This is a genomic window from Arthrobacter pascens, from assembly GCF_017052465.1.
GTDB classification, from domain to species: Bacteria; Actinomycetota; Actinomycetes; order Actinomycetales; family Micrococcaceae; genus Arthrobacter; species Arthrobacter pascens.
Window position 1 is genome coordinate 166211 of sequence record NZ_JAFHKT010000145.1, and the last position, 25296, is coordinate 191506.

Sequence of the window (25296 nt, forward strand, 5' to 3'; positions counted from 1 at the left end):
GGCGGGCGCCGATTTGGGCATGAAACTCACCTGGCTCAGCCGCGGGAAGCGATGTCCTGGTGACTCGCAGCCCTCAGTACCTAGCGACGTAGGCGTAAGGGCTCACTGGTCGACCGCTGGTATCAAGCAGCTGGTTGATCGGCAATTCAATGATGCCGACGGCGGGGTTCAGCGCGTTGATCATCTTGCCGTTGCCGGTGTAGATGCCGACATGCCAGAAGTTGCCTAGGCTGCCGAAGAACACCAGGTCGCCGGGCTGGGCCTGGGCGAGGGGGATCCTGTTGTTGGAAGTGCCTGAGTACTGCTGGGTGGCTGTCCGCGGTACCGAAATGCCACCGGCCGCGAAGGAGAACTGGACGAGCCCTGAGCAGTCAAAGCCGGTGGGGCCCGTGCCGCCCCAGACGTAGCGTCCGCCTGAGATTTTGCTGCGGGCGACGGAGATGGATGTGGCCACACCGCCCGAGGGCGGCGGAGCTGTTCCGGTGCCGGCGCCGTCCGAACGCGTCCAAACGGCCTTGCCGTTCTGGTAGATGACCAGGTTGCCGTCGGTTTGGACGTGGAGTTCTCCGCCCGGCAGCCCGGCGGTGCGGCTGTCCCAGATCGGCTTGTTGGCGGCTGTGTAGACGACAAGGTTGCCGTCGCTTTGCATGATGGCCCAGTTACCGGTTCCGGTTGTTGCGGTCGCCCACAGAGGTCCGATGGGGCCGTACATGACAAGGTTCCCGTCCCCCTGCATGATCAACCGGAACCGCCGGTCCACGGAAAGGCGCCACTGGTTTGCTGTCAGAGTGGTGTTGGGCGCCAGCTTGAAGTACAGCGCGCCGCCGTGCCGCGCCCAGGTGGGGTATCCGGCATGGTAGATCACCAGGTTTCCGTCGCTTTGCATGACTAGCGAGGAATCACCGAGCTGGTCCGTTCCGGACCCCCACAGGGACCTGCCGACTGACGTATACACGACCAGGTTGCCGTCGCTCTGCATGACGGCCCAGTTGCCTGCCCCGCTGGTGCCGGTGGACCACACTGCGCCGGTGGGACCGTACGCGACGAGGTTGCCGTCGCCCTGCATGATGAGCCGGAACCTGCCGTCGGTGGAGAGCAGGGAGCTGCCGGCACGCAAGACGGCACCGGGCCCGAGAGTGTCTGTCGATGTGGCAACCGCTGTGCTGGTCTTGATGAGGGCGGCATAACCGGTCTTGCTTCCGGTGACCCTGACGCTGATGGATTTGCCGGCGTCGGCCGCAGCGAGCATGTACGCCGGGCCCGTCGCGCCGCTGATTGGCGCGCCGGCACGGAGCCACTGGTAGTTCAGGGTCACTGGTGCCGGGCCCCACGTGCCGGGATTGGCCGTCAGCCGGAAACCTTCCCTGGCGGTGCCGGTGACGGTGGGTGCAGGGCCGGTTAATGTCCCCGAGGCGACGAGTCCGGTTGCCTTGCTCATGCGGGCGACCGTTCCATATCCGGTCTTTGACCCGGTAACCCGAACGGAGAGCACCTTGCCGTTGTCTGTGGCCGTTTGTACATAGCTGGCACCAGTTGCCCCCGAAATCGCGACACCGGCGCGCAGCCACTGGAACCGAAGAGTCACCGGTGCAGGACCCCACCCGCCAGGGGCAGCCGTGAGCCGGGAGCCGACTTTAGCTGCGCCGGCAACGGTGGGAACCGGGGCGGTTAATGTCCCGGCCGCAACCACCGCGGTGGCCCTGCTCGTCCGGGCCACACTGACGTAGCCCGTCTTCGAGCCGGCAACGCGTACGGAGAGCACTTTGCCCCGGTCTGCGGGCGATCCGACGTAGCTGGCGCCTGTTGCCCCCGGGATGGCCAGGCCCGAACGCAGCCACTGGTACCGCAGCGCCACTGGCGCCGGACCCCATGTGCCTGGGACAGCTGTGAGCCGGGAGCCGAGCTTGGCTGTGCCAGTAACCGAAGGCACAGGGGCGGTCAGAGTCGCAGCGGCTGTCGCGCTGGGAAGCCCGATGACCCCCAACATGATGGCCAATGTGATGAAAAGACCTAAAACGCGACCCAGACGGCCAGTACCCACGATGCTTCCCCCAATATGCATTCGACCATTCACTCTTGCCGAAGCTATGTGCCCGCCAACGTACTGTCCATCGAAACGGCGGACCCTGTGTGAATCCTGCGCCGATCTTGATCGGGGCCGCCTGTAGCGGGACATAACGGCTTCAGGAGCAGCAGAACCCGTCCCGCCATGTTCCCGGGATCGACGTCGTTCATTCTCGGGGCAGTGACCTTCCTCGCCATGAGTGAAAGTGCCGCGAAGAGATCACTATGCAATCGAGGTTTGAGCGACAAGGCGGCGGAGTTGCTCGCTTCCGCGCTCAAAAATTCACGATCCTTCGCCGGGAGGGAAGGTGCCAGACGCCTGCTGTTCTCGATCGGTGGGCTCGGGATCGACGTCGTCCTCATAGTGCGAGGCCAGAAGAAACCGGTCCGGGAGTCTGCCCGGCGCACCCCTGGTTGTGCTTCAGTTAGGAACATGACCGCACGGATTGAGGATTACGGTTTTATTTCCGACCTTCGCACCGGCGCGCTCATCTCACGACAGGGCAGTATCGACTGGCTCTGCCTACCGCGTTTTGACTCTGATTCTGTTTTCGGCGCCTTGGTTGGGACCACGGATCACGGCCGCTGGCTACTTGCACCAGCTCATGAGAACAAACAAGTCTCCGGTCGCATGCAAGTGGAACGCCGGTATTTGCCCTCCACCTTCATCATGGAGACGCGTTGGCGAACCGCAACCGGTGAAGTCCTGGTCACCGAATTCATGCCAATCGGGGGAAGCGGCACTGTAATGATCCGCAGGGTGCAGGGGTTACACGGGCACGTCGTGATGCGCCAGGAATTGGTGCTGCGGTTCAGCTACGGAAAGGTCGTGCCGTGGGTGCATCGGATCCACGACGACGATGGGGAGGCACTGCTTGCCATCGCCGGACCGCAAGCTGTGATGCTTAGGGCGGATCCATTGCCCGAAGCCGGCCCTGATTATTCGCACGTGGGTGAGTTCACCGTCGAAGCCGGTCAGACACTCGACCTGCAATTGCACGCATTTTCATCCCACGATATGCCTCCGCCGGCGATCGACATCGACCGGGCGCTGCAAACAACTGCCACGTACTGGAGAAGCTGGTCGAGCAACTACCTCCGGCAAGGAAACTATGACCGGGAAGTAGAACGCTCCCTGCTCGTCTTGCGTGCGCTGACGCATGAGAGGACCGGGGGAATTGTGGCTGCCCTGACCACCTCACTTCCAGAACATTTCGGCGGTGAACGCAACTGGGATTACCGATACTGCTGGCTACGTGACGCTGCCCTAACACTGGAAGCCATGATGACCCATGGCTTCCACCAGGAGGCACTGCAGTGGCGGAACTGGCTGCTTCGGGCTATCGCCGGCGACCCGCACGATATTCAAATAATGTATGGAGTTTCTGGCGAGCGAGAGCTGCCCGAGCGGGTCCTGGCCCATTTACCGGGCTACGAAGGCTCCGCCCCGGTTCGCGTCGGCAATGGCGCTTTCCGCCAGTACCAAGGCGACGTTGTCGGCGAAGTCATGGTTGCCTTGGCAAAGCTTCGCAATCGCGGCGTGCATGAGGACCATTTCTCCTGGACCCTCCAACGGAACATGCTCCTATTTGTAGAGAACAACATCAAACGGAAAGACCACGGCATCTGGGAAATGCGGGGCGAGCAAAGGGACTTCACTCATTCCCGCGTGATGATGTGGGCCGCAATGGACCGCGGAGTGCAGGCTGTGCAGGAGCATGGGCTTGACGGTCCGCTGGAGCGATGGGCGGAGCTCAGGGACGGGCTTCGCGCCGAAATTCTGGAGCAGGGTTTCAGCCGTGAAATCAATTCCTTTACCCAGACCTATGGAAGCAGTGAGGTGGACGCGTCCCTGCTTGTACTGCCACAAGTGGGCTTTCTGGCCTACGACGATGAGCGGATCCTGGGAACAGTGTCTCGATTAGAGCGCGATCTTCTCGACGGGTCCGGCCTGCTGATGCGTTATCGGACGGAAAGCTGTTTGGACGGTCTTGAACCTGGGGAACATCCTTTTCTTGCTTGCTCATTCTGGCTTGCAGAGCAATACGCCAGGACGGGCCGCGTGTCCGAAGCAAGGAGACTCATGGACAGGCTCATCGGCTGCGGAAACGACCTGGGGCTGTTCAGCGAGGAATACGACACAACCGGCAACCGCATGGCAGGAAATTATCCGCAGGCGTTCTCACATTTGGCCCTGATAAGGGCGGCCGACGCTCTCAACCGGTGCCGCCAGTGATGCCGCTGGCACGACGGGCTAAGCACTGGATTCGCGCGGCGATTCTGGCCGGAACGGACCTGCCCCCGCAGGTCCGTTCCAGGTGCTAAGCATCGCAGGACAGTTGTCCCGGGATCTAATTTTTAGGTAACCGGGAATTACCGATAGATGCTTGCAGTGTCGCTGTATACCCATTTGGACCAAGGAGACCAGTAGCCGTTCTTGTACACACGGTATGACAACCTGTGGTAAACCTCCTCAGTCTTGTCCCCGTAACCAAAGTCCGTCCTTTGCAGGGGATAAGTGCTTTTGAAGGTGAACGTCCCGCCACTATGGAAGTATTTGCTGAAATACGATGTGCCTAGGTAGTCGTTCTGGTCCGGCCAGTGATCGCGTTCCCATCGTTCCTGCTTGACCTGCACCCAGCCGCTGGACGGGTAATACACTTTGCCTGGATATGCCACCAAACGCTTCCAGCCGGCCCCAAACCCCGCGAAGTATGGCGTGTCAGCCGTGATGTGCGCACTAGCAAATAGGGGTGAGGACTGCGCTGAGGTTGCATGCGTTACGGAATCCGCAGCCTGTGCTGGGGCTGCCAGCGCCGCGGAGCCCGCGGCAAGGCTCAATGATATGGCTGAGACCAGGGCGATCTTCGACCGCAGGACTCGGTTCTTCTTTGATGCTGTTGTGATGGACACAGCGTTGCTCCTAATCAGTGGTGTGAAGGGTTTGTTTGGACAGCCGCCCGACCGCATCTGGGTGCAGCAGCCATTGACTTGTGTTTTAGAGGTTTGCCCTGCTTGCGGGGCTTCAATCCCGGGAATCCTTCTTCTCTCGGAACCGGTACTTCCAGTCTGCGGCTGCGCAAACGCCCCTCGCTTCCGTGCTACCACTGTCGGTCGCCGGAGACAGCGCTGTGTCACTTGTTCCACCAGAATGAGTGCTGGCACGGATCCTGACCCTGCACCCCTGACGGCACTATGGACCTAGTCAGGTGGCACGGATCAACCGACGAGCTCCGTTGCCACCCGTCAGCAATCACAGGAGTACGTCTATGTTGTCCACGTCTTAATCGGTAAGCACCATCCACCAGGCACCTGGCACGGGTGACACAGGCTCCAGCCAACCGTGGCCGCGGGCGATTCTTCGGAACCCCGCCTCAACCGGTCCGGGCCGTGACATCGGGCGGAACCGGAAGACCAGGACAGGTCTGAACATACCCTGCATCGGCAGAGATCCATTCGCGCCATTGTTCGTGGCTGAGGTTCTGCGTCAGCTTGGCGCACAGCGCCGCGGACCACTCCGAAGGGGCAGGCCATGACCGTACGGTGCCATCTCGGCTGCCTGAGATGACCCGCAAACTGTCGGGGCTGAAAGCGACACTGTTCACCGCATCCCAGTGACCGGCCATGGGTCCACCGACGGGGTCTCCGGTGGCTGCATCCCACAACCGCACCATGCTGTCAGCGCTTCCCGAGGCGATTCGCCGGCCATCGGGGCTGAACGCCACGCTGTTCACGTCACTTTCGTGTCCTGCCAAGGGATCCCCGACAGGCGTTCCGGATACCGCGTCCCACAATCGCACCATGCGGTCTGCGCCCCCGGAGGCGATCCGCCGGCCATCGGGGCTGAACGCCACACTGTTCACGTCACCTTCGTGTCCTGCCAAGGGATCCCCGACAGGCGCTCCGGATACCGCGTCCCACAATCGCACCATGCGGTCTGCGCTCCCGGAGGCGATCCGCAGGCCGTCAGGGCTGAACGCAACGCTTTTCACCCCGCCGCGGTGTCCCGTCATTGGCGCCCCGGCTGGCGCGCGCGTGGTCGAGTCCCACAGCCGTACCGTGCCATCGGCACCGGCCGAAGCGATCCGCTTTCCGTCGGGGCTGAACGCAACGCCGTTCACGGCACCCCGGTGCGCGGCCATCGGCGCACCGATGACTGTGGCCTTGGCGGCGTCCCACAACCGCACCGTGCCATCGGCACCGGCTGAGGCGATCCGCTTTCCGTCGGGGCTAAACGCCACACTGCTCACTACACCGCGGTGCCCGGCCAAGGGCGCCCCAATGGGTAGACCCCTGGCGGCGTCCCGCAGCCGCACCGTGCCATCGCCGCCTCCGGAGGCAATGCGCCTGCCGTCTGGGCTGAACGTCCCACTGCTCACCGGGCCTTCGTGCTTTATAGGTGGAGCAATGCTGGCATCCCACAAGCGCAGGGTGCCATCGCCCAGCCCCGAGGCGATCCGCAGGCCGTCGGGGCTGAACGCCACACTGGCTACTTCTTTCCCGTGGCCAGTCATCGGCTCCCCAACGGTTAGCCTGGTGGCTGCGTCCCACAGCTGCAAAGTGTAATCTCCGCTGCTCGAGACGATGCGCCGGCCGTCCGGGCTGAACGCTACCCCCGATACCCAATTCCTGTGTCCGGTCATCGGCTGCCCGACGGGCGCGCCGGTGCCTGCGTCCCACAACCGCAGGGTGCGGTCCGCGCCCCCGGAGACGATCCGCTCGCCGTCGGGACTGAACGCCACACTGTTCACCGCTCCCCGGTGCCCGGTCAGCGGCTCACCTATGGGTGATCGGGTCTCGGTATCCCATAACCGCACGGTACTGTCAGAACCTCCCGAGGCCATCCGTCGACCGTCCGGGCTGAACGCCACACTTTTTACCGCCCCCTGGTGCCCGGACATCTCCCCCACGGGCAGTCCGGTGGCCGCGTCCGTCAGTCGCACCGTGCGATCGGCGCTGGCAGAGGCTATCTGCCGGCCGTCCGGGCTGAACGCGACACTGTTCACCTCACCCTTATGTCCTGCGAAAGGTGCCCCCACGGGCGCTCCAGTGGCTGAGTCCCATAACCGCACGGTCCTGTCGGCACCCGCCGAGGCGATCCGCCGTCCATCCGGGCTGACCACGACGCTTTTCACGGCCCCCCGGTGTCCGGTCATCGGGTCCCCCACGGGCTCAGCCGTGCGGGCGTCCCATAATCGGACTGTGCCGTTGGCGTCGCCGGAGACGACGTGAGCACCGTCCGGCCCGAACGCCACTCCCCCGACAAAGGCTCCGACGTCCGCAATCTTTTCGACGAATCGTTGCTTCACCACGGCGTTGACGACGGCCCGCTCGCCTTCGCCGGTTGGCATCAGAGCCTGCGCTGCAAGCATCTGGAGCATCCCGCGCACTTCGCCGCCGGGACGGGCACCAGCGAGCATCGACTGGCCTTCGGCCGCAAGCTGCAAAGCCGTTGCCTCGCGGGTACGGGTAGTGGCCTCACCTTCGGCGATGAAGGCCCGAACGAAACCGGCAGTTGCAACTATGGCGACCAGGACCACAACGATCAATACAGCTTTCAGCAAGCGGGCGCTTTTCCGCAGCACCGCTGCATGCGTTTCGGCTGCTTCCTGCTTCTCTCTGGCGGCCAGTAGTTCGGCTTGCTGCCGCTGTTGGGCTTCGGCAATTCGATCGTCCTCCCGTTTTCTGGAAGCGTCCAAGAACCTCCGGGCGTTGCCTAGGCGGTCCCGGAAGCCAGGTTTTTCGGCCAGCGACGACGCCCCGGTCAGCCGTTCGCCTTCGAAGAGCCAGGCATCGCCGCGGCCGCTGCTCTCCCATGCCGCTACAGCGCGTTCAAGATTGTCGGCCTCCTTAAGGTCCTCCCGCTCGCTGGCCAGCCAGCCGGCCAACTCCTTCCATTGGCGCAGGAGGCTCTCCAAGGCCACTTCGACAACAATCTCGCCGTCACGTTCGTCTTTGACCAGCAGGCGCCTGGCGACCAACATTTCAATCAGCGAGCGGGCTTGTTCCGGAAGATCCGTCAGTCGCGCGACGCGGCGCATGGGCTGGTCATTTTCCGGGTTGATGGTCGCCAGCCATGGAATGAACGCCGAGTGCAGCCGCTTAAGCTGCGACCGACGCACCACCGGGTCACGGGCGAGCACGGCGTCGATTTCCGTCTGCACAACGCTGGCCATGCCCCCGACAGCCTCGTATCCGTCCAAGGTCAGCTCCCCGGCCCCTTCGAAGTCGGCATACACCCGGGCCAGGGTCAATGAGAGCAGTGGCAGTGTGTCCGCGCCCTCAGCGGAATCGGCCAGGAGCCGGTCGACCAGATCCGGCTGCACCCTCAAGGTCCGTCCGGCCGCGGTGGCCCGTTCGGCAGGTCCGAGGATAACCTCCTTGAATTGGGCGACCGGCATCGGTCTGACATCGTCGAAAAGGCGGCTCCCAAGTCCGGCCAAGTCCGGTGCGGTCTGCAGCACTTCGTACCGGTCTGCACGGATCGTGCCAGCCACAATCAATTCCGGCGCAAGCCCATCATGATTGCGCAATAACCGGCCCAGGAGTTCCAGGAACTGATTGGCTTGTGGTCCGGCGTCCACGCTGAAGAGTTCCTCCGCCTGGTCCAGGGGCAACACGAGAGTTGGCGGCGCCGTTCCCGCGGCCTCGGTCGGCAGCCGGGATGCTGCCGCCTCTCTGGCTTCTGTCAGCCACGCCCGCAACCGGTCCGCGTCAGCCGCGGTGCAGGCATCCTTGATTTCAGCCAGCACCGGCCGGGCCAACCCCATAGCGGTTCGCAGTGCATGAAGCGAGCGGGCGAAACCCCGCTCCCCGGTGAGCGCGTTGCGCTCCGGGCGCATGATCTCCAAAACCACAAAGTGCCGGTCGTCCCGTTTGAGCCGGGGCAGCAGGCCGGCCCGCAAGAAGGATGACTTCCCTGCCCCGGAAGGACCCAGAATCATGAACAGCGATTCGATGCCGGAATTTCGCATCCCCCGCAGCTCATCCAAGCCGCGGAGAATCTGCCCGTCGCGGCCGAAGAACACCGCCGCGTCCGTCTCCTCGAGCGGTTCCCATCCTCGGTACGGTGCACGGTTAGGATCATTCGGCGGTGGCCAGGGGAAATGCTCTGCCCCGATTCCCGCCCGGCGCAGACCACGGTGTACGCGTTGCAGACCCTCCGTCTGAAACGCCACCACACCGTTCATGCCATCAACCGGGATCTGCGTGGTCGGACCCGCGCCGAACAGGTCGCACCGCTGCCATTCCCCGGTAGTGCCGTCCGCTACAAGAGGCTCCAGCCGTGCGCACAGAATGAGCTTGTTCAGGGACTCCGCCGTACGGAACTCGGTCCGGCATTCGGCTGATGCCTCCCAGTGGCGCGAGAGAAGGCAGATTACCGCCTCACATCGGACATTGGACCGCCGTAGGGCTTCCTTCCACCGCTCACCGGGCTGGATCCCGGTTACAGGATCCAAGTCCAAAAAAATCTCATCCGCCAGGCCCGGGTCCTGCTCAATGAGCCAGCGCTTCAATGCGATGGCCTGAGGGGTGTCCCGGCTCGAATGACTCAGGAAGATGCGTGACAAGAGATCACCCATTCCTTGGGCTGCAAAGCTTCAAGAACTGTCTCGGTAACCGGAAACCGACCTGCATCCGCCCCCGATCGCGGCTCGAAAGCCGCAACCTCTACTGGCAGCGGGAGCCAGAGCCTTCCCATGCTGTCCATGGTCCACCTGAGGGCACCGCACTGCAATAACCGGTTCACGTGGCTGGAAACCCCAGAACCCACGCGGAGGCGGGCTGGCCGGATGGTTCCACCGGCCAGCCCGCCTCCGACGCCTGGTCCGAGCCACCGGACCGCCGTGCTGTAAGGCAGTTATGAAATTGAGAGGTTAGGGCTGACACTCCACTTTGACCAGTCCGTCCAGATGTCAAGGTCTCTCGAACCTTCCCGGATGGCAGCCTTGTGGAAGACTTCCTCGTTTCCGGCCTCCCCGTTGACGAGCGTTCGCACGTTGTTGATGATCAGCGTCTTGCCAGTCTCGACACGGTAGTTGTTCCACGACGATGCACCCAAGAAATCGTTGCCGTTGAAGGGAGGCCAATACGTGTAGTCATCTTCCCAACGTTCTTGCTTGATGAGCACGTCCCGGGCCTTCGCGCAGTACACCTTTATCTTATAGTTGACCAGCGTGACCCCGTACTTGGTCTTCCCTGCATATTCCGGCCTCTCTGCTTTGACGGAGCATTGGGTGGTGGCTGCGTGGGCCGGGGCAGCCAATGCGACGGGAACAGTCGCCAGTGCGAGCGAAACCGCGGACATGAGAGCAACCTTGCGGCGTGCCGTTGGGGACTTTTTTGGTGATGTTGCGTTGGAAAACATTGATTCACACTCCTGGGCGATGATGATGGGGTGGACGTCCTTGGCCCATGTGTCACATAGCAATGGCGGCCGTGTCGGTCCTAAATGATTGGAATTGGAGAACCTCGAGAGGCCTAGTTCCGGTTCCGGACTCCCTTGAATCCGATAGTTCAATGGTGCGTCCGCGTTGGAATCGGGCACTTCCGTGCCAGCACGGTTTTCCGAGAAGCAGGGGAACCGATAGCGCTCCGGATCCGGCGCTCCAGGCACTGGCCCTGTCTGTGTCGGCCCAAAAAGCGTGCTGGCACGGATGCTTCCGCTGACGCCCGAAAGCACCATGGATCTAACGGATCAAACGGCAGGGTCCGTTGCCATCCCTCAGCAGTCCGAAGGAGTATGTCGATGTTGTCCACGCCTGTACCGATGAGCACGATCCATCTTGCCCATTTCGCGGGTACCGAGGACGCCACCCAACTCTTGGATCGTCGCTGGACCAAAACACAGCTGCAGGCTGCGGCCGAAATGGACAGGAGCGTCCAGAGGCATCCGCAGCACATGGTCGCCCGGATGGCTCTGGCCAATCATGGGGATTCCGTAAATCTCGAACGCATCAGGGCCAGCGTACGGCGGTCACTGGACGGTATCGCGGGCACGCATTACATCGTCGCCGCCCTGCATCTGGCTTACCTGGCGCTAGCCTTCCCGCAGGCCCTGTCCGCAACCCAGCGGGCACTCCTCCTGGCCCCGCTGGAGGCAGCCGAGGCTGCCGGGGCGGCCGCCGATAGCGGTTCGACAAACGGGGAGATCGCTGCCTAACGCTGATCCCTTCGGCCCGGAACCACGGGCTGGCCCTTCACTCGGAACTCCGACCCTGTCCGACTCCTCGGAGGTACGTGAGGACGGCGAGCACACGCCTATGGTCCTCCGGCTCGGGCCTCAAGTCGAGCTTAAGGAAAATGCTCCGAATATGGGCCTCCACGGTGCGCTCCCCTAAGAAGAGCGACTTCCCTATGGCTTGGTTGGTTCGCCCTTCAGCCATGAGCTCAAGTACGTTCTTCTCCCGGCTCGTGAGGTCATCTCCTCGATCGTGACCTTTGTGCGGACGGTCGACCAAACGCGTAACAAGCTCCGGATCGATGGCGGTGCCGCCCGCAGCAACGCGATGCAGGGCGTCGATGAATTCGTCGACATCGGACACCCGCTCTTTGAGCAGGTAGCCCAAGCCTTTGGCCCCATTCTTCAATAGGGACATCGCGTTTTCCGTTTCCACGTACTGGGACAGGAGGAGTACGCCTGTCTCGGGGTGTCTGCTTCTTATGGTTTCGGCGGCCTGGATGCCTTCGATGGTGTAACTGGGGGGCATCCGGATGTCCACCACGGCTACGTCGGCCCCTTGTTTGTCAACCATTTCCAGCAGCTGCTGGCCGTCAGCAGCCTCACCCACGACTTCTAGTCCTTCGGACTTCAGCAGGGCGGACAATCCCCGGCGCAGTAGTGCCGAGTCTTCAGCGATGGCGACACGCAGTGTCATGGCAGGTCGCGTTCCGGGTCGGCGGAGAAGGGAAGAACGGCGCGTATCGTCGTACCTCTGCCCTCGGGACTATCGATTACCAACGAGCCGCCCAGTGCTGCTGCCCGGTCCGCAATCCCCAGCAACCCGCCGTCGGGTCCCGGCCGGGCACCACCAATTCCGTTGTCCACGATCTCCATTCGCAACTCCTTTTCGGTTCCGTCTATGCAGATGCGCACCCACGCCGCCTTGGCGTACTTCGTCGCGTTGGTGACGGCTTCTGCGCAGATGAAGTAGGCAGCCAGCGCCACGTGAGCCGGTAGCCCGTTGCCCGTTCTGAGATCCAGCTCCATGGGCAGTGATGATCGCTCCGCTAATGCAGTGAGGGAGCCCGTTAAACCTCTCTCCCGGAGCGAGGGGGGATACACGCCCCTCGCCAATTCGCGCAACTCGTCAAGTGCATCCAAAAGCTCGGCCCTGGCCGTCCCGACTAGGATTTGTACCTCCTGCGAATCCGTCGTCCGCTGGGCCCGCGCCAGCTCCATCGACACGGCCACCAAGCGTTGCTGAGCTCCGTCGTGAAGGTCCCGTTCAAGCTGACGACGCCGGGAGTCCCCGGCCGTTACGATTCTCTCCCTGGAGCGACGGACCTCAACGAGTTGCTCCCGGAGCTGTTGTTCCATCTGCTGGTTTTCCAACGCCAGGGACGTTGCGCTGCGCACCGCGGCTAGCAGCTGCGGCTGGTCTTGGAGGGCTTCGTCAAAAACCAGGGCTCCTACCGGTGTTCCGTGGCGTTCCAAGACCATCGAGGCGCGCCCGGTTGAACCATCCGGTAACGCCTGGGGAACTCCGCTGCTGTCAACAAAAGACGCCTGATCGGGGAACCAACGTAGCAAAGTGAGGGTGGGGTCGTGGACGGATCTCCGAAGGGCGCCGATTAGTCGATCGCTGACCGGGGCTGAGCCGACCTCCACCATGAGATCACCCAGCCTGCCACGCGCGAACCGGTAGCGCCACAGACCGAACAATACTGCCAGCGGCACTATTGCGGTTGCCGGATATTGCCAGAGCAGCGCTTCCGAGGACAGAGATCCAGACAGTTGGATCACCGCGAGGGACACCCATACGGTGGCCGCTGTTTTTACGATTACGGCGAGCCAGAGTGGCAGGAATGCCGACCGGTAAGCCTTTGTCCCTGAGCGCCACCGGGCGATCAAGACCGTTACGATCGCGACCCCCACCGAGATCTGAAATATGCGGATTGCGTTCCCGAGGGCGGCTACGAGAGACGGGCTGTCCCAGAGAAGCAGCAGATTGCGGGACGTGGACTCCCCCACCGCAACATGGAGGCGTGGATCGAAGAAGGCCCAGCCAGCTGCGGGGGCCAACAGCCAGGAAGCGTAGAAGAACGCTACGGCAGCTCTTTCAGCCCGACCGCGCAGTGTTCCTGACGGAAAACTGAGCGCCAACTGCAGCAAAGGAGGCTGATACATCAGCGTAAGAGTTACGCCGAGCGTAAAGGCCACCGGGTCGCTGGAACGGCGAATCCCGGACGCCAGCCAAAGCCAACCCGCCACAACCAACAGCAGCCCCGGGTTCCGGGACGGGCGACTCCGCCAAGCCGCCCCTCCAGCGAGAACGAAGGCCAAGCCCACGCCCACGAAAAGTGTCAGCTCAAAAACCGTAAACGGAATCCGGTTCGGATTCTCCCCCCACCGGAGTACGCCCTGGGCATTCAAACTCAAAGTTCGGGCAGGATCCTGTAGGGCTGTCGGGGACCAATCGACGCAGAGCAAGACCAGGATTACGAAGCCCGTCGTCACCCCGATTACAGACGTGAGTTGTCGCGGAGTCATTTCCTTCCGTCCCCGGCTGTCTCCGCGGCCATGATGCGCCCGCCAATCGGAGCCACCGCATCCCTCATACGCGGAGCCGTGGCTCCGTTGTAGCACGGTCCAATGACCTGAGCCATACATACGAACATTCGGCCTGCTCCTTAATCCTCTGGTCAGGATCTGCCCAGTTGTCAGCTTGCGGGAGTATTCTTGCGCCGGTTGCCGGGTATGTCCGGAGGAACGATAAGGCCGGGGCAGACCTTGATGTATTCGATGTCTGGAGACACCCATTCACCCCACTGTTTGTGGCTGATGTTCTGGGAAAGTTTCGTACATAAAGTGTCGGACGGGGTCAGGGGCACGGGCCACAGCCGCACCGTGCCGTCGTCGCTTCCGGAGGCAATTCGGCGGCCGTCGGGGCTGAATGCCACGCTGTAGACCGGGCCCTCGTGTCCGGTCATCGGTCCCACGAGGGGCTGCCCCGTCTCCGCGTCCCAGAGCCGCACGGTTCCGTCGTTACCCCCGGTGCTGATTCGGAGCCCGTCGCGGCTCAACGCCAGGCCGTATACCCCATTCAGGTGCCCGGTCATCGGCTTACCTTGGGGCTGACCCGTTTCCGTGTCCCACCGCTCCACTGTGCCGTCGGTACCGCCGGAGGCGATCCGCCGCCCATTGGGACTGAATGCGACACTCGTCACCGCATCCTTGTGTCCGGTCAGGGGCTCGCCGAGGGCCCGACCCGTCTCCGCGTCCCACCGTCTTATCGTGCCATCGATACCGCCGGAGGCGATCCGGCGCCCGTCGGGACTGAACGCCACACTCGTCACCGCATCCTTGTGTCCGGTCAAAGGCTCGCCGACAGCCCGGCCCGTCTCCGCGTCCCACCGCCGCACCGTTCCGTCTCGGCTGCCGGAAAGGATCCGGTGACCATCGGGGCTGAATGTGACACTCGTCACCGCATCCTTGTGTCCGGTCAGGGGCTCGCCGAGAGCACGGCCCGTCTCCGCATCCCACCGCCGCACCATAGCATCTGCGCTGCCTGAAACGATCCGGTGACCATCCGGGCTGAACGCGACACTCATCACCGCATCCTTGTGTCCGGTCATCGGTTTGCCGAGGGCCCGGCTTGTTTCCGGGTCCCACAGACGAACGGTGCCGTCGTCACCGCCGGAAAGGATCCGGTGTCCATCCGGGCTGAACGCCACACTCGTCACCGCATCCTTGTGTCCGGTCATCGGTTTGCCGAGGGCCCGGCCCGTCTCCGGGTCCCACAGCCGCAATATGGCGTCTGCGCTGGCGGAAAGGATTCGGTGTCCATCCGGGCTGAACGCGACACTCGTCACCGCACCACTCTTGCGGGCGGTCATCGGCTCGCCGAAGGCCCGGCCCGATTCCGTGTCCCAGACCCGGATCGTGCCGTCGTCACCCCCGGAAACAGTCCGTCGCCCGTCGGGGCTGAACGCGACACCCGTCACCGCACCCTTGTGTCCCCTCATCGGCACGCCGAGGGCCCGGCCCGTCGCCGCGTCCCATCGCCGCACCAGGGCGTCCCGGCTGCCGGAAAGGATCCGGCGCCCATCGGGGCCGAATGCCACACTGGTCACCGCCTTCTTGTGTCCGATCAAAGGCGCGCCGATGGCCCGGCCCCCCGCAGCGTCCCACAGCCGCAGTGTGGCGTCGGCACCGCCGGAAACAATGCGGCGTCCGTCCGGGCCGAACGCGACGCTCGTCACCGCATTCTTGTGTCCGGTCATCGGTTTGCCCAGTGCCCGGCCCGTTTCCGGGTCCCACAGCCGCAATGTGCCGTCGTCGCCGCCGGAAAGGATCCGGTGGCCCCCGGGACCGAACGCGACGCTCGTCACTGCTCCGGTGTGTCCGGTCAAAGGCGCGCCCAAGGCGCCGCCTGTAGCCGCATCCCACAGCCGAACGGTGCCGTCGTCACCGCAGGAAAGGACTCGTCGCCCGTCGGGACTGAACGCAACACCGTTGACCTTATCTTTATGTCCACTTATCGGTTCGTCGAGAGCCTGGCCGGTCTCAGCATTCCACAGCCGCAGCGTACCGTCGGGTCCGCCGGTGAGGATCCTCTTGCCGTCCGGGCTGAACGCCATACTGCTGATTTTGGTCGTCGTTTCCATGATCTTTTGCAGGTCGCGCTTCATATTGACAGCGCTTAACAGTGCGCTCTCACCTCCCGCGGTCGAGGCAATCGCTTGCGCGGCGAGGATACGCTTGAGACCGTTTGCATCGCCACCGTTCCGGGTCCCTTCGAGCATGGACAGCCCTTCCGATACAAGACGAAGAGCTGTGGCTTCGCGGTCGCGGGCAGTGGCCTCGCGCTCAGCAAAGGAGGCCCACACGAAGCTAGCCACGGCAATCAGGGCGATAACGACCGCTGATGCCAGGACGATCTTGAGTACGCGGGAGCGCTTCCGTAAATCCGCCGCGTGCGTTTCAGCCAGTTCCTGCTTGTCGCGGACAGCCCGTAGTTCAGCATCCCGACGTCTTTTCTCAGCTGCAAGCCGTTCCGCTTCCCGGCTTCGGGAGGCGCGGAGGAACCCACGGGCAGGGTCCAGCCGTTCCCGGAATCCGGGTTTTCCGAAGAGTGTCTCGGCACCACTGAGCCTTTCTCCTGCGAAGAGCCATGCCTCGTTGCGGCCGCTGCGTTCCCAAGCAGCCGCGGCGCGTTCCAGGTTGTCGGCCTCCTTGAGGTCCTCCTGCTCGGTTGCCAGCCACCCGGCCAGATCCTGCCATTGACGCAACAGGCTCTCCAGAGCAACTTCGATTACGGTCTCCCCGGCGCGCTCGTCCTCGACCAACAAACGCCGGCCCACCATGGCATCTATGAGTGGCCGGGCGTCGGCCGGGAGGTCGGATAGGCGGGCCATCCGGCGGACCGGCTGGTCATTGTCTGGGTTGATGGTCGCCAGCCAGGGGATGAAGGCAGATTTGAGCAGATCCAGCTGCCTCTGCCGCAGTGCTGGGCCCGGGGACAGCAGAGTGTCGATCTCGTGTTGCACGACCTGCTGCATACCACCCATCGCATGGTATTCGGCCAGACGGAGGTCCCCGTCGCCGCCATAGTCCTGGTACAGGCGTGCCAGGGTCAGTGAGAGCAACGGCAGGGTGTCCGCGCCCTGAACGCTGTCTTCCAGCAGGCGATCCACCAGCACAGGTTCGATTTCCAGCGGTCTCCCGGCCCCGGTGGCACGGGCTGCTGGGCCTAGGATGACCTCCCTAAACCTGGCGACCGGCATCGGTTTGAGCTCATCGAAGACGACGCTCTTAAGCCCGGCCAGCTCAGGTGCCGTCTGCAGTGGTTCGTAGAAATCCGAGCGGACCGTCGCGGCAACAATTAACGCTGGCACCGTCCCGTCTTCGTGGTCCAGCAGGCCGGCAAGCAATTCCAGGAATCGGGGGGCCTGGGGGCCGGCATCCGCACTGAAGAGTTCCTCGGCTTGATCCAGCGGCAAAACCAGGGTCGGCGGCGGTGTCCCGGCTGGTACCTCCAGCAGCCGTTCGGCGGCAGCTTGCCGGGCTTCGGCCAGCCACTTGCGCAGTTGCTCCGTGTCCACCCGACTGCAGGCATCCTTGATGGCCCCGAGAGTGGGAGTAGCCAGTCCCAGACGGGTGCGCTGGGCGTGGACCACGCAGGCAAGGCCATAGTCACCGGTGAGCGGGTTTCGCTCCGGCCGCACGGTGTCCAGCACTAGGAACTGTCTGTCCTCCCGCCGCAGCCTCGGCAGTAGCCCCGCCCGCAGGAACGAGGACTTGCCCGCACCGGACGGACCCAGGATTACGAACAGCGACTCGATGCCGGAGCTGCGCATCGTACGCAGCGCATCCAAGCCGCGCACGATTTGTCCGTCCCGGCCGAAGAATACCGCAGCGTCCGCTTCCTCGAACGGTTCCCACCCTCGATAGGGGGAACGGCCTGCATCCTGCGGCGGCGGCCAGGCGAAGTGCTCTGCCCCGATCCCTGTACGGCGCAGCCCTTGGTGCAGCCGCCGCAGGCCCTCCGTGAGAAAAACCACAGGGCTGACTTTGCCGTCGATTGGAATTTCGGTTGTGGGTCCGTTGCCGAAGAGGTCGCAACGCTGCCATTCCCCGGTGACACCTTCCTCTTCCAGAGGCTCAAGCCGGGCACACAGGATCAGCTTTCCCAGATTCTCCGCGGTCCGGTACTCGGCCAAGCATTCGCGGGAGTCCTCCCAGCTGGCGGAGAGCAGGCAAATGACCACCTCGCACCGCTCATTGGCCCGAAGCAGAGCCTCCTTCCACCGCTCCCCCGGCGCAATACCCGTCACGGGATCAAGATCCAGGAAAATCTCCTCGGCAAGACCCGGGTCTTGCTCCACCAGCCACCGCTTTAGGGCGACCGCCTGCCAAGTGTCCCGGCTGGAATGACTCAGGAAAACACGAGACATGCCTGCACCGCGATCCATCGCAGTAAAGACGGGCGGCCTCGCATCAGAACCGCACAGTGATCCCGCCGGCACCGCTGTAGGAGCCCACGCCGACGAGGCTGGCGACGGCCAACCTGTGCTGCGTACACAACGTCTCCTGCCCGCGGAAGCGAATCACTCAGCCCCCCAGATCAATACTCCACCCCGCGCGTCACGCACTACAAGGGTGGCGGATGGGCACAGTAGACCATCGCCCCGGGCCCTGCCGACGGATTTGCCAGATCGCCAAGCACGCGGCCCTGACTACCAAACTGTGTCCAGCTAGCATGGTCTTACGCAGCTCGACAATGAGAAGAGGCGTTCCAGATGCCTTATCGCATACGTAACCGGGACGAGCACTTCCGCTGTGATGGCAGGCCCAAGCGCATTCTTGCTCTTGACGGCGGCGGGCTGCGGGGCGTCTTGAGCCTCGGAATTCTGGAAAAGATAGAGGACCTACTGCGGGAACGCCACGGCGGAGGTGATGACTTCCGTCTTTGCCACTACTTTGACCTGATTGCAGGGACGTCTACCGGGGCCATCATCGCGGCGGCCCTCGCCCAAGGATTGAGCGTCGGCGAACTCACTGACAAGTATTTCAGCCTTGGGTGGCGGGTGTTTGAAAAAAGTCTTATGCGCCAGGTTCTTCTGCGCGCCAGGTACAACGAACAGGCCCTGGTTGCGGAGTTGAAGGATGTCTTCGGTACGGACACCACTTTGGGCGGCCCCGAGCTGTTGACGGGATTGCTGGTGGTCATCAAGCGCCTGGACAGCGGCAGTCCATGGCCGGTGAGCAACAACCCCCGCGGCAGGTATTTTGTTTCCGGGGCCAACGGCAGGATGGGTAACGGTGACTATCCACTCTGGCAGGTTGTCCGGGCCTCCACCGCTGCGCCGTCATTTTTCGAACCGGAAACCATCACCATAATGGGCGGCCGCAACCTGAGCCCTGTGACCGGTAGTTTCGTGGACGGTGGTGTCAGTCCCTTCAACAATCCTGCCCTGCAGGCGCTCATGTACGCCTCTATGGAGGGCTACCGCGTGGGCTGGGAGACGGGTGGGGAGAAGCTGCTGCTGGTGTCGGTCGGCACTGGCGCTGCGGATCCTGCCGTCAGCCAGGCAAAGTTCACCGCAAGCCACGCCCTGCGGGCACTGAAATCCGTGCTGCAGGACTGCGCAGTACTTCAGGAGACGATGCTGCAGTGGATGTCCGCCAGCCCCACCGCGAGAATGATCGACAGGGAATTGGGGTCGCTGACCGGCGATCTCCTCGCCGGTGCCCCACTCATGAGCTACCTGCGCTATAACGTGGACCTGCGCCCGGAGAGTGTCCGCGCCCTGGACGAAACTCTTGCCGCACCTGAGGCGGTCTCCTCGCTGAGCGCCATGGATGCACCGGAAAATATGGAGGCACTCCACCGGCTGGGCAGTCTGGCCGCGACACGGGATGTGCGGGACACTGATTTTGGCACCGTATTTGACCTGCCGCGCGTCTGAAGGAAAGGGACGCTGATGAGTGAGTTCCGCCGCTACAGGAGCCGGCCGGATTACTACGTGGTCGCCGTACCGTTGCGCCTGGACACCGAGGGGTTCAGCTATCGCAAGTGGGGCGGTGAACAGAAGTGCAAGGCAGGCGACTGGCTGGTGGACGACGACGGCGACATCCACACCGTCGACGCGGACGTCTTCGCCGCCACTTATCGACAGGTCCGCCGAGGTGCTTATGTGAAATCCACGCCGGTCTGGGCTGAAGTTGCCTCGGAAGCCGGCAGCGTGACCACCAAGGAAGGCCGGACTCACTACAACAAGGGCGACTTTGTGGTGTTCAACAACGAAGATGGCACCGATGGCTACGCCATGACCGCCGAAAGATTCCAAACTCACTACGAACCGGACGAATAGCGAGCTCACTGGCCCGGCGAGCCATCCGGTGATTGCGCGTAGGACCGCGCTGCCGCGGCAGGTGAAGGCGAGCATGTTGCCACATCGACTTCCACAGCGGCCGGTTTTTTGAGGAACAATGCCACCACCAGCGCGGTCGCCAGGCAGAGTCCCGCGTTCACCCAGATCGCCAGGGTGACGCCGCTAAGAACTGCCGGAGCGTCAGTTGATCCAAGGGACACGAGCTGGGCCGTGAAGATGGCGCTCATGATCGGGATTCCCATGGTGATGCCTATCTGCTGGCTCATGGTGGCCAGCCCGGTGGCGAGCCCCTGCTCCCCGTCGGGCAGCCCTGAGGTGGCCGTAACCATGAAGCCGACGATGACAACCAAGTTGGCGACACCGCCGACAAACGTGGCGACCAGAAGCAGTGCGATGGCCGCGGGATCATTGCTCAGCAGGGCCAGGGACGCTGTCGCGATGGCCTGGACGATGAAGCCGTACACGATGGCCCGCTTGTTGCCGACCTTACCGATGATCTTCGGCCCGAGGATGCCGCCCAGGACGGTACCAAGGCCCAGGACAGCGAAAGCGAGCCCGGCGCCCAGCGGTGTGTAGCCAAGGACCTGCTGGAGGTACAGGGTGAGAAGGAACACCAACGAGGTTTCCGTCACGAACGCCATTACGCCTGCGATATTGCCCCAGGCGACGGTTGACCGCTTCAGGATTGTCAGGGGCACCAGGGGAAATTTGGCCCGGCGTTCCACGGCGGCGAAGGCAACGAGGAGCACCGCTGATGCGGCCAGCGATCCCAGCGTCAGCGGGTCGGTCCAGGAGTTCTCCGCTGCGTGCGTCATGCCGAAGACGAGGGCGAGGAGGCCCAGGGTGACGGTGATGGCGCCGGGGATGTCGAGCCGCGTTTTGGTTGTGGGCCTGCTTTCGGCGAGCACGATAGGTGCGATGACCAGGACAGCCACTGCAACAGGGATGTTGATGAAGAACGCCCAGCGCCAGCTCACCAGATCAGTCAGCAGCCCGCCCAGGATGGCGCCCGTGGTGAAGCCGGCCGCCATCAGTGCACCGTTGAGGCCCAGCGCCTTGTCCCGGAGAGGTCCTTCGGCGAAGGAACCCAGCAGCAGCGACAGCGCAGCCGGAACGACAATCGCTGTGGCGATGCCCTGCCCCACGCGGGCGATCAGCAGGACTGCCGGGTCGATGGCCAGTCCCCCCATCAGGGAAGCAGCGCCGAGCAGCGTCATACCGAAAAGGAACATCCTGCGTCGGCCGACAAGGTCAGCGACCCTGCCGAACAGCAGGGTCAGGCCCGCCGCGCAGAGAGAGAATGCCGTGGCGACCCACTGGAGGTTCTCGAGGCTGAATCCGACGTCGGTGCCGATGGTTGGAAGGGCAACGTTGAGGATGGAGAAGTCAACGGCCAAGGTGAAGCTCGCGGTTAGCAGCACAACCAGGGCAAGCCGCTGCTTACCTGTCATGCCCGGAGCCGATGAACTCTTCGGCTGTGGCGGTGCCAGTAATGTGTCGGGCTTGGTGGTGTCGGGTTGAGCGGTCATCTGGGTGATCCTTGTCTGCTGGTCGGGCCGCCAAGGCGGCACTTTTACGTCCTCAGCTTCAAGGAAGCCAGCAACATCAACCACACCCCTCTGTGGGTACCACCGCCAGTGACAGGATAGTTACTCCAACGAGAGGCAGAATGGGGCGCATGAGTAATCTCAGTGAACTTGGGGAGTTCCTACGCGTCCGGAGGGCATCCCTGCAGCCCGAGGACGTTGGCCTTTTGAACTACGGCATCCGCAGAGTGCCAGGGCTCAGGAGGGAAGAGCTGGCCATGCTGGCCGGCGTCAGCAACACCTACTACACCCGGCTCGAGCAGGGACTGAGCAAAAACGCCTCCGAATCGGTCATCGGTTCCATCGCCCGCGCGTTGAATCTGAACACCGATGAGCGCGCACACTTGTTCAATCTGGCCCGGCCAGGCAAGACAAAACGGCGTACCCTGACCAAACCGGACAAGGCACGGCCCGGCACGCTAAGGCTCATCCGATCCACGTTCACCACTCCGGCGGTCGTCCTGGGCCGCCGCAGCGAAGTGCTCGCGTGGAATCCTCTCGGACAGCGACTGGTTGCCGGGCATCTGGATCTGGCTTCGCCTGAGACGCCGTCAACTCGGCCGAACATGACCCGTATGCTGTTCCTGGATCCGCACACGCGGGAGCTCTATTCGCGTTGGCAGGAGGAGGCCACGCGTGCCGTTGCGTCGCTTCGGCGCCTGGCCGGTATGACTTCCGATGACCTTGAGCTGGCGGCCCTCGTGGGCGAATTGACGATGAAGAGCCCCGACTTCGCGACGCTGTGGGCCAAGCACCCGGTGGAGAACTGCATGTCCGGCCTGAAGTACATGCACCACCCTGAAGTCGGTGACCTGGAGCTGAATTTCGAAGTCCTGACCCAGCCTGATGAGTCAGGTCACCGGATCCTGATGTACACCGCTGACCCCGGCACTCCTGCAGCGGAAGCCCTGCAGCTGCTCCGTGCCGAAACCGATGTGCCCACAGCAGCACTAGGGCGCAGAGCGCCCAGCCACTCGGAAATGTGGCGATGAGGAAACCGGTCATGTGAGGCTGCTGACCGCGATCGGTCAGCAGCCTGGTTCGGAATCTCAGTCGTGTTTCATCGAAGGGCTTCGCATTCCGCTGTAGGCTACGCCGACCCCCGCCAGGAAAATAAGGACAGCGAGGTAGACCGGGCCGAGGTGCCCAAGCGTGGCCAGACCCCACGGGTAATGGGCGGGGAGGGCCACTGCTAGTCCGACGGTCGGGACCGTAACGGCCGTGGCAAAGGCCCACCGTTCTCCTCGGCGCACCCCGTACCAGGACAGGCCTGCGATGGCCAGCCCGGTCGCAGCGATGAAGCCGCTGAGCGCAATGTGCAGATGGCTGATGTAGTGATGCAGCTGTGGGCTGAACGCCTCGACCTCCGCCATCCCCTTGTCCACTTGATCAGGGCCGATACCCAGCTCGAGAAAGGCTCCCGTAAAGTTGAGTCCTAGGAAGACGCCGGCGTACGCAACGAAGGCCAGCCCGGCAAGCGTCATGAGAGCGGCTCCCGTCCGGAGGCGGGCCTGGTTCCCCGGGGTAGTCTGGATGGCAGGCACAGCCACCACCCCTCTCCTATTTCATGTAGGTACTCGATAAGAGCCCTGTGATCGTAGGCCTGTCAAGAGAGACTCCTGACTAGGAGGCGCCGGGACGCCCAAGAAAAGGATGCACTCTTCGTTTCGACAGAGCATTCCATGCCCTAGGGGTCGATTGAAAGCCACCTGGACGCTAGCCGGGACTCACAACACAGCAGGACCCCCATGCGAACGCATGGGGGTCCTGGCCATACTCACAGGAGGAGGCCTAGAAGTCCCAGTCCTCATCCTCGGTGTTAACAGCCTTGCCAATCACATACGACGAGCCGGACCCCGAGAAGAAGTCGTGGTTCTCGTCCGCGTTCGGGGACAGGGCCGACAGGATTGCCGGGTTCACGTCGGTGACGGAAGCCGGGAACATGGCTTCGTAGCCCAGGTTCATCAGGGCCTTGTTGGCGTTGTAGTGCAGGAACTTCTTGACGTCCTCGGCCAGGCCGACGGAGTCGTACAGGTCGTGCGTGTACTGGACTTCGTTCTCGTACAGCTCAAAGAGCAGCTCGAACGTGTAGTCCTTGATCTCCTGCTTGCGCTCCTCGGACAGGCCCTCCAGGCCCTTCTGGAACTTGTAGCCGATGTAGTAGCCGTGCACAGCCTCGTCGCGGATGATCAGGCGGATCAGGTCAGCCGTGTTCGTCAGCTTCGCCCGCGAGGACCAGTACATCGGCAGGTAGAAGCCGGAGTAGAACAGGAAGCTCTCCAGCAGCGTGGAGGCCACCTTGCGCTTCAGGGGATCGTCGCCCTGGTAGTAGTCCATGACGATCTGGGCCTTCTTCTGAAGGTTCGCGTTCTCGGTGGACCAGCGGAACGCCTCGTCGATCTCCTTGGTGGAGGCCAGCGTGGAGAAGATGGACGAGTAGCTCTTGGCGTGCACGGACTCCATGAATGCGATGTTCGTGTAAACGGCTTCTTCATGCGGGGTGAGCGCGTCCGGGATCAACGAGACGGCGCCGACGGTGCCCTGGATGGTGTCCAGCAGGGTCAGGCCGGTGAACACGCGCATGGTGAGCTGCTGCTCATCATGGGTAAGCGTGGCCCAGGACTGCACATCGTTAGACAGCGGCACCTTTTCCGGCAGCCAGAAATTGTTCACGAGCCGGTTCCAGACCTCAACGTCCTTATCGTCCTGGATCCGGTTCCAGTTGATCGCCTCAACATGGCTGAGAAGCTTTACTTTTTCGGTCATGACTCCGACTCGCTTTCTGAAGAGAGACTTGGTTTGGCTGAGTCCTCGACGCAGTACTTGCAGTCGGCTTTCTCAATGCCCTTGTTGGTGTGATGTCTGGTGTGTGCACTGCGCTGGCTGGACGGCTTTGGGACGCCTTTTCGCACAGCTGACATTTTCGCACGGGTTTCGGCGCTGGCCTTCTTCCCGAAGTTTGGATTGCCTGCACCCTTTCTGGCTTCTGAGGGCGCCGCCCGGGATTCCTCGCTCAGCACGCGGCCATAACTGGGATGCTCCGGACCGAACTTGCCGTAGTTGGGATTGTCAGGACCAGAAATCGTGCCTTTGCGTTCTCGCGACCATTTTTCTCGCTGCTCCGGGCTGTGGTTCATGCCGTAGAAGGGCGCCCCCGGCCCGGACTGCCTAGCAATTTTGCGGCCAGTGGAGCGGATCCGAGCAGCCTCGCGCATCTCCTCGGTCCACACCACCCCGGTCGGTCCGAGTCCACCATCTGAAAGATTCAGGAGCCGGTCACCTTCGCGCCGCAGGTAGCTGATCCAGTCCATCTCAGCCTGCCCCAGCTCGGGCAAGCCTTCAATCCAGTCCAGCTCGTCAGCAATGACATCCGAAGGGTCGTGCTTCCGGAGCCAGTCGTAGAACGGTGTCTTGCGGCCTTCGGCGGCGACGCGGAGATGCTGATGGAAACGACGACTGGCTGTCTTGGTGGTGATACCGACATAGCGGTACTCGACCTCCCGCCGAAGCCGGATGCCGTAAACCAAGCCGCCCGCCGTCGTCGTTTCCATCCTCTAACTCCTAATAAGACTCAACCGATTTCAGT

At 63.0% G+C, this 25296-nt stretch carries 16 protein-coding genes; 5 read left to right on the forward strand and 11 right to left on the reverse strand.

Annotation, left to right across the window (positions count from 1 at the left end; genetic code table 11):
• Positions 1-73: 73 nt before the first annotated feature.
• On the reverse strand, positions 74-1930 hold the full coding sequence (locus JYA52_RS22965; RefSeq protein WP_205654006.1) for an NlpC/P60 family protein: 1857 nt from the start codon (positions 1928-1930) through the stop codon (positions 74-76).
• Between the two features lie 315 nt (positions 1931-2245).
• On the opposite strand from JYA52_RS22965, the gene JYA52_RS15225 reads away from it, so the two are divergent.
• A complete protein-coding gene (locus tag JYA52_RS15225) occupies positions 2246-4300 on the forward strand; it encodes a glycoside hydrolase family 15 protein (RefSeq protein ID WP_307869380.1) in 2055 nt (684 codons plus the stop codon).
• 137 nt (positions 4301-4437) lie between these two features.
• Here JYA52_RS15225 and JYA52_RS15230 read toward each other — a convergent pair whose 3' ends face one another.
• The 3 genes from JYA52_RS15230 to JYA52_RS15240 form a co-directional block, all read right to left on the reverse strand.
• Positions 4438-4977, reverse strand: coding sequence for a hypothetical protein (locus tag JYA52_RS15230; protein ID WP_205654007.1), 540 nt, complete (start codon positions 4975-4977; stop codon positions 4438-4440).
• Positions 4978-5438: 461 nt separating this feature from the next.
• Positions 5439-9635: an nSTAND1 domain-containing NTPase gene (locus JYA52_RS15235; protein ID WP_205654008.1), complete on the reverse strand. Its 4197-nt coding sequence runs from the start codon at positions 9633-9635 to the stop codon at positions 5439-5441.
• A 290-nt stretch (positions 9636-9925) separates the two neighbouring features.
• A complete protein-coding gene (locus JYA52_RS15240) occupies positions 9926-10432 on the reverse strand; it encodes a hypothetical protein (protein ID WP_205654009.1) in 507 nt (168 codons plus the stop codon).
• A gap of 402 nt (positions 10433-10834) precedes the next feature.
• On the opposite strand from JYA52_RS15240, the gene JYA52_RS15245 reads away from it, so the two are divergent.
• On the forward strand, positions 10835-11227 hold the full coding sequence (locus JYA52_RS15245; protein WP_205654010.1) for a hypothetical protein: 393 nt from the start codon (positions 10835-10837) through the stop codon (positions 11225-11227).
• 37 nt (positions 11228-11264) lie between these two features.
• On the opposite strand, the gene JYA52_RS15250 is transcribed toward JYA52_RS15245, so the two are convergent.
• From JYA52_RS15250 to JYA52_RS15260, 3 genes are all read right to left on the reverse strand, one after another.
• Positions 11265-11942: a response regulator transcription factor gene (locus tag JYA52_RS15250; protein ID WP_240460372.1), complete on the reverse strand. Its 678-nt coding sequence runs from the start codon at positions 11940-11942 to the stop codon at positions 11265-11267.
• Positions 11939-13777: a histidine kinase gene (locus JYA52_RS15255; RefSeq protein WP_205654011.1), complete on the reverse strand. Its 1839-nt coding sequence runs from the start codon at positions 13775-13777 to the stop codon at positions 11939-11941. Before JYA52_RS15255 ends, JYA52_RS15250 begins: the two co-directional genes overlap by 4 nt.
• 170 nt (positions 13778-13947) lie before the next feature.
• On the reverse strand, positions 13948-18183 hold the full coding sequence (locus JYA52_RS15260) for an nSTAND1 domain-containing NTPase (protein ID WP_205654012.1): 4236 nt from the start codon (positions 18181-18183) through the stop codon (positions 13948-13950).
• Positions 18184-18528: 345 nt separating this feature from the next.
• Between JYA52_RS15260 and JYA52_RS15265 the strand changes: the two genes are divergently transcribed.
• Both JYA52_RS15265 and JYA52_RS15270 read left to right on the forward strand, forming a co-directional pair.
• Positions 18529-19698 carry a patatin-like phospholipase family protein gene (locus JYA52_RS15265; RefSeq protein ID WP_205654013.1) on the forward strand — a complete coding sequence of 390 codons (1170 nt, stop codon included), beginning with the start codon at positions 18529-18531 and terminating at the stop codon, positions 19696-19698.
• 15 nt (positions 19699-19713) lie between these two features.
• Positions 19714-20103 (forward strand): hypothetical protein, encoded by a 390-nt coding sequence (locus JYA52_RS15270; protein WP_205654014.1) that lies wholly within the window; start codon positions 19714-19716, stop codon positions 20101-20103.
• Between the two features lie 5 nt (positions 20104-20108).
• On the opposite strand, the gene JYA52_RS15275 is transcribed toward JYA52_RS15270, so the two are convergent.
• A complete protein-coding gene (locus tag JYA52_RS15275) occupies positions 20109-21575 on the reverse strand; it encodes an MFS transporter (RefSeq protein ID WP_205654104.1) in 1467 nt (488 codons plus the stop codon).
• Positions 21576-21802: 227 nt separating this feature from the next.
• Between JYA52_RS15275 and JYA52_RS15280 the strand changes: the two genes are divergently transcribed.
• Positions 21803-22702: a helix-turn-helix domain-containing protein gene (locus tag JYA52_RS15280; RefSeq protein WP_205654015.1), complete on the forward strand. Its 900-nt coding sequence runs from the start codon at positions 21803-21805 to the stop codon at positions 22700-22702.
• Between the two features lie 57 nt (positions 22703-22759).
• Here JYA52_RS15280 and JYA52_RS15285 read toward each other — a convergent pair whose 3' ends face one another.
• The 3 genes from JYA52_RS15285 to JYA52_RS15295 all read right to left on the reverse strand — a co-directional run bounded on the left by JYA52_RS15285 (position 22760) and on the right by JYA52_RS15295 (position 25261).
• A complete protein-coding gene (locus JYA52_RS15285; protein ID WP_307869383.1) occupies positions 22760-23260 on the reverse strand; it encodes a hypothetical protein in 501 nt (166 codons plus the stop codon).
• A gap of 241 nt (positions 23261-23501) precedes the next feature.
• Positions 23502-24476 (reverse strand): class 1b ribonucleoside-diphosphate reductase subunit beta, encoded by a 975-nt coding sequence (gene nrdF, locus JYA52_RS15290; protein ID WP_205654016.1) that lies wholly within the window; start codon positions 24474-24476, stop codon positions 23502-23504.
• Complete coding sequence (locus tag JYA52_RS15295; RefSeq protein WP_205654017.1) at positions 24473-25261, reverse strand: NUMOD3 domain-containing DNA-binding protein; 789 nt, start codon at positions 25259-25261, stop codon at positions 24473-24475. Before JYA52_RS15295 ends, nrdF begins: the two co-directional genes overlap by 4 nt.
• Positions 25262-25296 lie beyond the last annotated feature (35 nt).